The following is an 11,588-nucleotide window of genomic DNA, read 5'->3' as shown; positions in this document are numbered from 1 at the left end:
AGTCAGCTCGGTTGATGGTTCGGCGGGAGGGGTGCGGCGGCGCGCTCGCGCCGCCGCACCCGGCCCGATCAGACTTCGTCGACGCTGCTCACACCCTCGTTGGGCCGGCGGGAGAGGTCGATGCCGAGTTCCTCCGCCGCCCGGAACACCTCGTCGTCGGTCTCGCGCATCTCCAGCGCCACACCGTCGGAGGAGAGCACCTCGACGTTGAGGCAGAGCGACTGGAGCTCCTTGAGCAACACCTTGAACGACTCCGGGATGCCCGGTTCGGGGATGTTCTCGCCCTTGACGATCGCCTCGTAGACCTTCACCCGGCCCAGGACGTCGTCGGACTTGATGGTCAGCAGCTCCTGGAGCGCGTAGGCCGCACCGTAGGCCTGCATGGCCCAGCACTCCATCTCGCCGAACCGCTGGCCACCAAACTGCGCCTTACCACCCAGCGGCTGCTGCGTGATCATCGAGTACGGGCCGGTCGACCGCGCGTGGATCTTGTCGTCGACCAGGTGGTTCAGCTTGAGGATGTAGATGTAGCCGACCGCGATCGGGTCCGGCAGCGGCTCGCCGGAACGACCGTCGAACAGCTGCGCCTTGCCGGAGGACCCGATCAGCTGCTTGCCGTCCCGGTTGGGCAGGGTGGCGGCGAGCAGACCGGAGATCTCCTCCTCGCGGGCACCGTCGAAGACCGGGGTGGCCACGTTGGTGTCCGCCTCGGCCTCGGCGGCCTCGATCCCGCGCAGCGCGCGCTTCCAGTCCTCGTCGTCACCCTCGACCTTCCAGCCGGTCTTGGCGACCCAGCCGAGGTGGGTCTCCAGGACCTGGCCGATGTTCATCCGGCCCGGCACGCCGAGCGGGTTGAGCACGATGTCGACCGGGGTGCCGTCCTCCAGGAAGGGCATGTCCTCGACCGGCAGGATCTTGGAGATGACGCCCTTGTTGCCGTGCCGGCCGGCGAGCTTGTCACCGTCCTGGATCTTCCGCTTCTGGGCGACGTAGACCCGGACCAGCTCGTTGACGCCCGGCGGCAGCTCGTCGCCGTCCTCGCGGGAGAAGGTGCGCACGCCGATGACCGTGCCGGTCTCACCGTGCGGCACCTTCAGCGAGGTGTCCCGGACCTCGCGCGCCTTCTCACCGAAGATCGCGCGGAGCAGCCGCTCCTCCGGGGTCAGCTCGGTCTCACCCTTCGGGGTGACCTTGCCGACCAGGATGTCGCCGGGGACGACCTCGGCGCCGATCCGGATGATGCCGCGCTCGTCGAGGTCGGCGAGCATCTCCTCGCTGACGTTCGGGATGTCCCGGGTGATCTCCTCCGGGCCGAGCTTGGTGTCCCGGGCGTCGACCTCGTGCTCCTCGATGTGGATCGAGGTGAGCACGTCCTGCTGCACGAGGCGCTGCGACAGGATGATCGCGTCCTCGTAGTTGTGGCCCTCCCAGGTCATGAACGCCACGAGCAGGTTGCGCCCGAGCGCCATCTCGCCCTCGTCGGTGCACGGACCGTCGGCGATGACCTGGCCGGCCTCGACGCGGTCGCCCTCGAAGACCACCGGCTTCTGGTTGACGCAGGAGCCGGCGTTGGAGCGGCGGAACTTGTGCAGCAGGTACGTCCGGCGGTGGCCGTCGTCCTGGTGGATGGTGATGTAGTCGGCGCAGAGGTCCTCGATCACCCCGCCGACCTCGGCCACCACGACGTCACCGGCGTCGACCGCGGCACGGTACTCCATGCCGGTGCCGACCAGCGGCGACTCCGCCTTGACCAGCGGCACGGCCTGACGCTGCATGTTCGCGCCCATCAGGGCCCGGTTGGCGTCGTCGTGCTCGAGGAACGGGATCATCGCGGTCGCGACCGAGGTCATCTGCCGCGGCGAGACGTCCATGTAGTCCACGGCCGACGGCGCGACGTCCTCGGTCTCGCCGCCCTTACGGCGGACCAGGACGCGGTCCTCGGCGAACGTGCCGTCGGCCAGCAGCGGCGCGTTGGCCTGGGCCTTGACGAACCGGTCCTCCTCGTCCGCGGTCAGGTAGTCGATCTGGTCGGTGACCCGACCGTCGACGACCTTCCGGTACGGCGTCTCGATGAAGCCGAACGGGTTGACCCGGGCGAAGGTGGAGAGCGCGCCGATCAGGCCGATGTTCGGGCCTTCCGGCGTCTCGATCGGGCACATCCGGCCGTAGTGCGACGGGTGCACGTCCCGGACCTCGAAGCCGGCCCGCTCCCGGGACAGACCACCCGGGCCGAGCGCGCTCAGCCGCCGCCGGTGGGTCAGGCCCGCCAGCGGGTTGGTCTGGTCCATGAACTGGGAGAGCTGCGAGGTGCCGAAGAACTCCTTGATCGCCGCCACCACCGGGCGGATGTTGATCAGGGTCTGCGGCGTGATCGCCTCGACGTCCTGGGTGGTCATCCGCTCGCGGACGACCCGCTCCATCCGGGAGAGACCGACCCGGACCTGGTTCTGGATCAGCTCGCCGACGGTACGCAGACGACGGTTGCCGAAGTGGTCGATGTCGTCGGCCTCGTAGCCCTCCTCACCGGCGTGCAGCCGGCAGAGGTACTCCACGGTGGCGACGATGTCGTCCTCGGTCAGCGTGCCGGTGGTGATCGGGACGCTCACCTCGAGCTTCTTGTTGAACTTGTACCGACCGACCTTGGCGACGTCGTACCGCTTCGGGTTGAAGAAGAGGTTGTCGAGCAGGGTCTGGGCGTTCTCCCGGGTCGGCGGCTCGCCAGGGCGCAGCTTCCGGTAGATGTCCAACAACGCCTCGTCCTGCCCGGCGATGTGGTCCTTCTCCAGGGTGGTCATCATCAGCTCGGACCAGCCGAACCGCTCGCGGATCTGCTCGGCCGACCAACCGACCGCCTTGAGCAGGACGGTGACGGCCTGCCGACGCTTACGGTCGATCCGGACACCCACGGTGTCGCGCTTGTCGATGTCGAACTCCAGCCAGGCACCCCGGCTCGGGATGACCTTGACGCTGGAGAGGTCGCGGTCGGAGGTCTTGTCCGGCTGCTTGTCGAAGTAGACGCCCGGCGAGCGGACGAGCTGGCTGACCACCACCCGCTCGGTGCCGTTGATGATGAAGGTGCCCTTCGGCGTCATCATCGGGAAGTCACCCATGAACACCGTCTGGCTCTTGATCTCGCCGGTGGTGTTGTTGGTGAACTCCGCGGTCACGAAGAGCGGCGCGCAGTAGGTGAGGTCCTTCTCCTTGCACTCCTCGATCGAGGCCTTCACCTCGTCGAAGCGCGGGGCCGAGAAGGAGAGCGACATGGTGCCGGAGAAGTCCTCAATGGGACTGATCTCGTCGAGAATCTCCGCGAGACCCGAGCGTGCGTGCGGGTCGTCGGCCGACCGGCCCTGCCAGGCCTCGTTGCCGACGAGCCAGTCGAAGGACTCGTTCTGGATGGCGAGGAGGTTGGGGACCTCGAGATGTTCGGTGATCCTGCCGAATGAGACACGGCGGGGAGCGAAAGCGCTCGACGTACGACTGGTCTTCGCAGGGCGGGAAGCTGCCAAGATGCGTCCTTCCGAGGACCGGTGCTGCAGAACGGCTGGTACGCGTGCACTCCAATGACCCCACCAGGAATACCCATAATTGGACATTCCGAGCAGGGGTCAATATCGGAAGGCAGCGCAAACTAGCAGTGTAGCCGAAAGGCTAACCGCTGTCCAGCCCACCCCGCAGGTCGCCACGGAACGCGCCTCGGGACCCCCGAAACGGGGTCTACCGGGCCGCTCGGAACGCGGCGCTCCCGCTGGACCGCTCGGGTCTACTGCGGCATGGTGCCGCCGCAGCCCTTACCCGGGCGTGGCCGTCGCAAGCGTGGAAGGTCTTGCAGGTGTCAGCGTGCCTGCCCGGGCGGGCTCGCGTCAAGGGCTGATCACCTTCCGGAGCCCTCTTTCCCACCGCCGTGCGACCATCCGACGTCGCTGAGTCACCGGACAGCGGAGCCAAATCCCAGCTCACACCCATCGCCACCAGGTGACCGAACGACAACGGGCGGTGACCCCCATTCGGGGATCACCGCCCGTCGCAGCCGTCGTGTGCCTCAGCTCACGTGAGCCGGGCACCGTCGAGGCACGCTCAGGTCACTTGAGGGTGACCTTGGCGCCCTCACCCTCGAGCTTGGCCTTCGCCTTCTCGGCGGTCTCCTTGTTGACCTTCTCCAGGATGGCCTTCGGGGCGCCCTCGACGGCGTCCTTGGCCTCCTTCAGGCCCAGGCCGGTCAGCTCACGCACGACCTTGATGACCTGGATCTTCTTGCCACCGTCCGACTCGAGGACGACGTCGAACTCGTCCTTCTCCGGCTCGGCCTCGACGGCCGGGCCAACCGGGCCCGCGCCGGCGATGGCGACCGGGGCCGCGGCGGTGACCTCGAAGGTCTCCTCGAACTGCTTCACGAACTCGGAGAGCTCGATCAGCGTCATCTCCTTGAACGCGTCGAGCAGCTCGTCGGTGCTGAGCTTCGCCATGTCTGGCGTCCTTTCCTAATCTACGGAAGATCGAACCGGGGTGCCGGGAGGCCGTCAGGCCGCCTCGGCGCCCTCCTTCTCGCGCTTGTCCTGCAGAGCGGCCGCCAGTCGGGCGGTCTTCGACAGCGGGGCCTGGAACAGGGCCGCGGCCTTGCTCAGGTTGCCCTTCATCGCGCCGGCCAGCTTGGCCAGCAGCACCTCACGGGACTCCAGGTCGGCGAGCTTCGTGACCTCGGCCGCGGAAATGGCCTTGCCCTCGAAGACACCGCCCTTGATGACGAGCTTCGGGTTGGCCTTCGCGAAGTCGCGAAGCCCCTTCGCCGCCTCGACGACGTCGCCCGAAACGAAAGTCAGCGCGGTAGGACCGGAGAACAGCTCGTCGAGGCCGGTGATGCCAGCGTCCGTCGCGGCGCGCTTGGCCAGCGTGTTCTTGGCGACCGTGTAGGTGGTCTCCTGGCCCAGCGAGCGCCGCAGCTGGGTCAGCTGGGCGACCGTCAGGCCGCGGTACTCGGTCAGCACGGTGGCGCCGGCGCCCCGGAACTGCTCGGTCAGCTCGGCGACGGCCGTGGCCTTGTCGGCCCGAATCGGCTTGTCCGCCATGTCCCTCCTCTCTCGTTGCGCCAGGCTGGTCACCAACGAAGCCGGGAGGCGTCGGTGGTGGCGGAGGAATCGCGGGTAACGAGAAAAGCCCCGGCGCAGGGCGCACGGGGCGAGGGCCGGTGAATCGGGACGCAGTCGGCGGACCACGTACCAACGAACCGATTTTCGCTTGCCGCCCTACGCGGGTCGCCCGTCATTCGCGGGACCTTCGACCGTGCCGAAGCACGGTGACCAGCGGTCTCTGGGTGGTACCTCATCCATGAAAGCACGGATGACGGTTGAAGAGTACGCGACCCCTCCCCCACCGCCAAATCGCCCCCGACGTGGGCCCGGTCACCCCGGTCCGCCCCGACCGGTGCCGAGCCGCGACTCGGCACTCAGCCCCGTAGGCGGCGCCGCCAGGCGTAGCCGGCCAGCACCGCGCCGGCCCAGAGCACCGCCCAGGCGGTGAGCAGCAGCCCCGTCGACACCGCCGCCCCGGTCGCGGTGGCCCGCGCGGTCGGCATGATCGGCGGTACGAGCCACGGCAGCACCGACCCGGAACGGCCGAACACCAGCGCGGCGACCGTACCGACCGCGAGCACCGCGACGCCGTACCCGGTGCTGCCGGCGCAGGCACGGCTGGCCAGCGCACCGAGCGCCACGGCGGCCGGCACGGCGAGCAGGTGGGCCCAGAGCCCCAGCGCGATCCCCAGCGGCACCGACCGGTCGTCGACATTCACCGGACCGGCCAGCCCGCCCAGCGGCCACGGCAGCACCAGGGCCAGCGTCACCGTGCCGAGCGCCGCCACCGCCGCGGCGAGCAGTCCGGACACCTGCTCCCGGCGGTGGCCGCCGACCGCCACCAGCGCCAGCCGGCGCTGCACGTCCGGTTCCACGTCGAGCAGCAGCTTGGTCTGCCAGGCCAGCACCGGGAAGAGCAGCACCGCCGAGACGCCGTACGCCTCGGCCGGCTGGGCGCGACCGCCGCCGTAGAGGACGCCGAGCACGACCAGGCCGGCGAGCAGGGGCCCGAGGACCCGTCCGGTACGCAGGAAGCCGGCCAGCCGGAGCCGTACCAGGGCGGTCACCGGGAAGCCCCGTCCGCCGAGCCGGTCAGCCCGTCGGCGCGAGCAGCGTCGCCGGCGGCCGGCTGTCGTGGGCAACCGCTGTCGTCCGCCCCACCACCGCCGTCACCCGTCGACCCAAGATCCGGCACGGGGCCGTCGGCGCGTACCCGGAGCACCTGGTGGCCTGCGGCGCGCAGCCGGGCGACGGTGCCGGCGACCCGCGCGGCCGGCACCGCCACCTCGATCACCGCCAGCTCCGCCGGCTCCTCCGCTGCCCGCTCGGTCACCGTGCCATCGGCGACCGTCCAGTGCCGTGCGCCGGGCAACCGGACCGTCTCGTTGCGGTGATCACTCACCAGCACCCGGCCACCGGCGGCGAGCACCTCGTCGACCACCAGCGGCACCAGGTCCCGGGCGGCGGCGTCCAGGCCCTCCCAGGGCTCGTCCAGCACCAGCAGGCCGGGCAGCCGGAGCATCGCCTGCGCCAGGCCGACCTTCTGCGCCGTCCCCTTCGACAGGTCCGGCAGGCGGACCCCGCGGAACGCGGCGATGCCCAGCCGGGACGTCCACTCGTCCACCGCCCGATCCGCCTCGGCGGCGGACAGCCCGGCCACCCGGGCCATCGCGGTCAGGTAGTACGCCACCGGGAACGGCTGGTCGGCGGGGAACCGCTCCGGGACCCAGCCGACCTGACGCGGGCGGTCCACGACCCGGCCCCGGGTGGGCCGGAGCACCCCGGCCGCCACCTGGAGCAGGGTGGACTTGCCGGCCCCGTTGCGGCCGAGGACGACGGCCACCTCCCCCGGATCGACCCGGGCGGTGGCGTCCCGCAGTACCCACGGCCCCCGTCGGTGGTAACGCACCGAGACGCTCTCCAGCCGCATGGCGGAAAGCCTGCCACAGGGAAGACGGATCGGGGCGCCGCCACCGACTGGTGACGACGCCCCGATCCCAGGGTGTTCTGGTGATCAGCCCTCGGAGGCTGCCTCGTTCAGGTTCTTCACCACGTTCGGGTCGACCGGAACGCCCGGACCCATGGTGGTGGTGAGGGTGACCTTCTTGAGGTACTTGCCCTTGGCGGCCGACGGCTTGACCCGCAGCACCTCGTCGAGGACTGCCGCGTAGTTGTCGATCAGCTGCGTCTCGGAGAAGGACGCCTTGCCGATGATCAGGTGCAGGTTCGAGTGCTTGTCCACCCGGAAGGCGATCTTGCCGCCCTTGATGTCCGTGACGGCCTTGGCGACGTCCATGGTCACCGTGCCCGTCTTCGGGTTCGGCATGAGACCGCGCGGGCCCAGGATCCGCGCGATCCGGCCGATCTTGGCCATCTGGTCCGGCGTGGCGATCGCCGCGTCGAAGTCGAGCCAGCCCTCCTGGATCCGGGCGACCAGCTCGTCGGTGCCCACCTCGTCGGCACCGGCGGCGGTGGCCTCTTCGGCCTTCGCACCGGCGGCGAAGACGATCACGCGGGCGGTCTTACCGGTGCCGTGCGGCAGGTTGACCGTGCCACGGACCATCTGGTCCGCCTTGCGGGGGTCGACGCCGAGGCGCATGGCGACCTCGACCGTGGCGTCGAACTTGACCGCAGTGGTCTCCTTGGCGAGCTTGACCGCCTCGGCCGGGCTGTACAGCTTCGACCGGTCGATGACCTCGGCGGCCTTGCGGTAGCTCTTGCTGCGCTGCATGTTCTGACTACTCCTGTGGTCTCTGGCGGGCGCCGTGCATCATGCGCCCTCCCACGAACGGGTCTGGTGTCGGGTCGCCGAGGTCAGTCGTTGACGACGATGCCCATCGACCGGGCGGTGCCGGCGATGATCTTCTCAGCCTGGTCGAGGTCGTTGGCGTTGAGGTCGGCCATCTTCTTCTCGGCGATCTCGCGCAGCTGGGCGCGGGTGACCGAGCCGACCTTGTCCTTCTGCGGGACCCCGGAGCCCTTCTGCACGCCGGCGGCCTTGATCAGCAGCCGGGCGGCGGGCGGGGTCTTCAGCACGAAGCTGAAGGTCCGGTCCTCGTACACGCTGATCTGGGCGGGGACGATGTCGCCCCGCTGCGACTCGGTCTGCGCGTTGTACGTCTTGCAGAATTCCATGATGTTGACGCCGTGCTGACCGAGCGCGGGACCGACCGGCGGGGCCGGGGTCGCCTGGCCCGCCGGCAGCTGAAGCGTGAACGTCTTGACGAGCTTCTTCTTCGGAGGCATGTCTCTTCCTGGGGCTTGGAACGGGAAAAGTGATGCTTGGCGCGTCCCGCGCGACCGCGCACGGTCAGCACGACAGGCGGGAGCGACGTTCTAGGGTAGCGCAGCCCGCCGTCCCCCCTTGCGGCGAGGGCCGACGGCGGGGTACGGCACGGGGCGGCGGGCCACGCCCACCGCCCCGTACGGCACGTCAGATCTTGGCGACCTGGTTGAAGTTCAGCTCCACCGGAGTCTCCCGGCCGAAGATCGACACCAGCACCTTGAGCTTCTGCTGGTCGGCGTTGATCTCGCTGATCGTGGCCGGCAGCGAGGCGAACGCGCCGTCGGTGACGGTGACCGAGTCACCGACCTCGAAGTCGAGGACCTTGACCTCGGGCTTCGCCTTCTTCTGCTCGGTCTCCACCGCCGGGGCCAGCCACTTCAGCACCTCGTCGAGGGAGAGCGGGGCCGGGCGGTCAGCCCGGTCGGTCGCCCCCACGAAGCCGGTGACACCCGGCGTGTTGCGGACGCAGGAGTACGACTCCGGGGTCAGCTCCATCCGGACCAGGATGTAGCCCGGGAAGACCTTGTTCTGGACCTGGAGGCGCTTCCCGTTCTTGACCTCGACCTCTTCCCGGGTCGGCACCTCGACCTGGTAGATGTAGTCCTCCATGTCGAGGGACGTGATCCGGGTCTCGAGGTTGGTCTTGACCTTGTTCTCGTAGCCCGCGTAGGAGTGCACCACGTACCAGTCACCCGGCGCGTAGCGCAGCTTCTGACGCAGCTCGGCGACCGGGTCGAACTCCTCTTCCGGGGCCGGCTCGGTCAACGCGAACTCCGGCTCGCTGGCGGCCTCGACCGACTCGTCACCCGCCGCCGTCACCACCGAGGACTGCTCGTCGGCGGGTCCGGCGGTCTCGTCGTACTCAGGCACGCTCGCTCACTTCCGTCACTATCGCTTGGTCAGCTGGATCCGCCGAAGACCACCAGCGCACCCTTGGCGAACACGAAGTCGAGTCCGACGACGAGCGCGGTGACCACCGTCACGAACACGACCACCACCGCGGTGTAGGTCAGCAGCTCCTTGCGGGTCGGCCAGATGACCTTACGCAGTTCGGCCACGACCTCGCGGATGAACCGCGCGAAGCGCCCGAACAATCCGACCTTGTCGTCCGACTTGGTCTTCGGCTTGCTGTCGGCGGACTCGGCCTTGGTCCGCGACCGGGTCGCGGTACCGCCCCGGGAAACCGGCTCGTCCGCGTCCGTGGCGTCGCTGTCGGTGGCGTCGTCGTCGGCCACGCTCTCGACGGTCTCGTCGTCGAGACGGTCGTCGCCGGCGTCCTCGCCGCGCCGCTTGTTGTCGGCCACTTCGCCCTCCGTCGCGGATGTCGGGTCGCACGTTGTCCAACGTGCGCGGCGCTGGTCACGCCGGCCGGACCAACCGTCCCGCGACGGGCCGCGGCCGGCGGATCAGCCGGGAGGGCCCGATGCCTCGGAGCCACCCCGCCGATGCCACCACCGCGGGCCGAACGCCGCCGGCGGGCGGCGCGACCCACGAAACGGTCAGGCCTGAGGCGCAGGGGTGACAGGACTTGAACCTGCAGCCTGCGGTTTTGGAGACCGCTGCTCTGCCAATTGAGCTACACCCCTGTGCGGCAACGCTCACCCCACACCGACACGCAAGACGGTGCAGGGGTCACTTGCCCCACGGCGGACCAGTGTACGGGTAGCGGGTCCACTTTCCCAACCGGTCTGCCCCTATCGGGCCGAAACGCAGGTCAGCGAGGTGTCCGGAGGACTGCCCGGGCCTGGGCGAGGACCTTCTCGCCGCCGCAGGTGGCGGTCAGGTCGAGCCGGGTCAGCCCGTCCTCGGTGACCTCCCGCACCTTCGCGGTGACCTCGATCTCGACCCCCTCGTCGTCGTCCGGTACGACCACCGGACGGGTGAAGCGGACGTTGTAGTCGAGCACCGCGTCCGGCGCGCCGGCCCACTCGGTCACCGCCCGGCCGACCAGCGCCATGGTGAACATCCCGTGGGCGATCACCCCGGGCAGGCCCACCCCGGTGGCGAACCGGTCGCTCCAGTGGATGGGGTTGAAGTCACCGGAGGCGCCCGCGTAGCGGACCAGGTGGGCCCGCGTGATCCGGTACGTCTTGGCGGGCAGCTCGAGCCCACCCTGCCACGCGTCGGTCGTCGTGGTTGCCGCGTCCATCTCAGTCCTCCCCGCGTACGACGAGCTTCGACCAGGCGGTCACCACGGGCTCGCCGGCCACCGTGGAGACCTCGGTCCGGATGGTCAGGAAGCCGTGCCCGCCCCGGTTGTCGATCGCCTCGACGTGGTTGACGCAGACCAGCTCGTCCCCGGCGACCACCGGGCGGGTGTAGGCGAACCGCTGGTCGCCGTGGACCACCCGGCTGTAGTCGACCGCGAGGTCGGGGTCGTCGACGACCTGGCGGCTCGACGCCATGGTGATCGACACAGGGAAGGTCGGCGGGGCGACCACGTCGGGGTGGCCGAGGGCCCGGGCGGCCTCCGGGTCGTGGTACGCGGCGTCGGCCGCGCCGATGGCCGTGGCGAACTCACGGATCTTCTCTCGGCCCACCTGGTAGGGGGCGGTCGGCGGGTAGCTCCGGCCGACAAAGGACGGGTCCAGTGACATGCCGAGAACCTACACGCACGAAAAACGCCGATCCGGCGCGCACGGGCGGCAAAAGCCGTGCCCTGCGCGCCGGATCGGCGTCGGAAGCTGCTGCTGACCGGACCGGCTCAGGCCGGTCGCCGGATCAGCGGGTCTCGCGGTGGACGGTGTGCTTGCCGTCCCGGGGGCAGAACTTCTTCAGCTCGATGCGGTCCGGGTCGTTCCGGCGGTTCTTGCGCGTGATGTAGTTGCGCTCCTTGCACTCCACACACGCCAAAGTGATCTTCGGCCGAACATCGGTCGCCTTCGCCACGGCGGAGTGCCTTCCTCGCTAACGGATCAACTACGGCGCAGAAGCTTACGCGCTTGCTACGCGGACACGCAAAGTGGGCGCCAGTGGCGCCCGTTCCACCGACCACCGGACACCGGCCCGGAGGACGAGAGTAGCGGTGGCCGGACTTGAACCGGCGACACAGCGATTATGAGCCGCTTGCTCTGCCATCTGAGCTACACCGCCGCAGGTGGGTCTAGCCGGACCCGCTGAGCCCCCTTACGGAATCGAACCGTAGACCTTCTCCTTACCATGGAGACGCTCTGCCGACTGAGCTAAGGGGGCCTACCCGATCACCCCGGGGGGTGCCGCGCAGGGGTAACAGT

Annotated in this window: 12 protein-coding genes and 3 tRNA genes; all 15 read right to left on the bottom strand. The window is 69.5% G+C overall.

Annotated elements, in window-relative coordinates; translation table 11 throughout:
- Positions 1 to 68 precede the first annotated feature (68 nt).
- Entirely contained in the window at positions 69 to 3,509 is a 3,441-nt protein-coding gene (gene rpoB / locus GA0074692_RS29165) for a DNA-directed RNA polymerase subunit beta (protein ID WP_091650208.1), read from the bottom strand.
- Between the two features lie 573 nt (positions 3,510 to 4,082).
- Positions 4,083 to 4,466 (bottom strand): 50S ribosomal protein L7/L12, encoded by a 384-nt coding sequence (gene rplL / locus GA0074692_RS29160; protein WP_091650206.1) that lies wholly within the window; start codon positions 4,464 to 4,466, stop codon positions 4,083 to 4,085.
- 54 nt (positions 4,467 to 4,520) lie between these two features.
- Complete coding sequence (rplJ, locus tag GA0074692_RS29155; protein WP_091650204.1) at positions 4,521 to 5,066, bottom strand: 50S ribosomal protein L10; 546 nt, start codon at positions 5,064 to 5,066, stop codon at positions 4,521 to 4,523.
- Positions 5,067 to 5,443: 377 nt separating this feature from the next.
- Positions 5,444 to 6,136 (bottom strand): hypothetical protein, encoded by a 693-nt coding sequence (locus GA0074692_RS29150; protein WP_091650201.1) that lies wholly within the window; start codon positions 6,134 to 6,136, stop codon positions 5,444 to 5,446.
- Positions 6,133 to 6,999: an ATP-binding cassette domain-containing protein gene (locus GA0074692_RS29145; protein WP_091650197.1), complete on the bottom strand. Its 867-nt coding sequence runs from the start codon at positions 6,997 to 6,999 to the stop codon at positions 6,133 to 6,135. Before GA0074692_RS29145 ends, GA0074692_RS29150 begins: the two co-directional genes overlap by 4 nt.
- Before the next feature lie 84 nt (positions 7,000 to 7,083).
- Positions 7,084 to 7,800 (bottom strand): 50S ribosomal protein L1, encoded by a 717-nt coding sequence (gene rplA, locus GA0074692_RS29140; protein WP_091650195.1) that lies wholly within the window; start codon positions 7,798 to 7,800, stop codon positions 7,084 to 7,086.
- An 83-nt stretch (positions 7,801 to 7,883) separates the two neighbouring features.
- Positions 7,884 to 8,315, bottom strand: coding sequence for a 50S ribosomal protein L11 (gene rplK / locus GA0074692_RS29135; protein WP_091650192.1), 432 nt, complete (start codon positions 8,313 to 8,315; stop codon positions 7,884 to 7,886).
- A gap of 187 nt (positions 8,316 to 8,502) precedes the next feature.
- The gene (gene nusG / locus GA0074692_RS29130; RefSeq protein ID WP_091650188.1) at positions 8,503 to 9,225 is read right to left on the bottom strand and encodes a transcription termination/antitermination protein NusG; all 723 of its coding nucleotides are present in this window, start codon (positions 9,223 to 9,225) and stop codon (positions 8,503 to 8,505) included.
- Between the two features lie 29 nt (positions 9,226 to 9,254).
- Entirely contained in the window at positions 9,255 to 9,659 is a 405-nt protein-coding gene (gene secE, locus GA0074692_RS29125) for a preprotein translocase subunit SecE (protein WP_091650185.1), read from the bottom strand.
- 209 nt (positions 9,660 to 9,868) lie between these two features.
- Positions 9,869 to 9,941 (bottom strand) — tRNA-Trp (locus GA0074692_RS29120).
- A gap of 128 nt (positions 9,942 to 10,069) precedes the next feature.
- Positions 10,070 to 10,504 carry a MaoC family dehydratase gene (locus GA0074692_RS29115; protein ID WP_091650182.1) on the bottom strand — a complete coding sequence of 145 codons (435 nt, stop codon included), beginning with the start codon at positions 10,502 to 10,504 and terminating at the stop codon, positions 10,070 to 10,072.
- Position 10,505: 1 nt separating this feature from the next.
- The gene (locus tag GA0074692_RS29110) at positions 10,506 to 10,952 is read right to left on the bottom strand and encodes an FAS1-like dehydratase domain-containing protein (RefSeq protein ID WP_091650176.1); all 447 of its coding nucleotides are present in this window, start codon (positions 10,950 to 10,952) and stop codon (positions 10,506 to 10,508) included.
- 124 nt (positions 10,953 to 11,076) lie between these two features.
- The gene (rpmG, locus tag GA0074692_RS29105; RefSeq protein WP_013288652.1) at positions 11,077 to 11,244 is read right to left on the bottom strand and encodes a 50S ribosomal protein L33; all 168 of its coding nucleotides are present in this window, start codon (positions 11,242 to 11,244) and stop codon (positions 11,077 to 11,079) included.
- 131 nt (positions 11,245 to 11,375) lie between these two features.
- Positions 11,376 to 11,448, bottom strand: a tRNA-Met gene (locus GA0074692_RS29100).
- A 26-nt stretch (positions 11,449 to 11,474) separates the two neighbouring features.
- Positions 11,475 to 11,547 (bottom strand) — tRNA-Thr (locus GA0074692_RS29095).
- Positions 11,548 to 11,588 lie beyond the last annotated feature (41 nt).

The sequence above is a fragment of the Micromonospora pallida genome (genome assembly GCF_900090325.1).
GTDB lineage: Bacteria > Actinomycetota > Actinomycetes > Mycobacteriales > Micromonosporaceae > Micromonospora > Micromonospora pallida.
The sequence above is the reverse complement of the archived record's forward strand: the minus strand, read 5'-3'. Positions and strand labels throughout refer to the sequence as shown.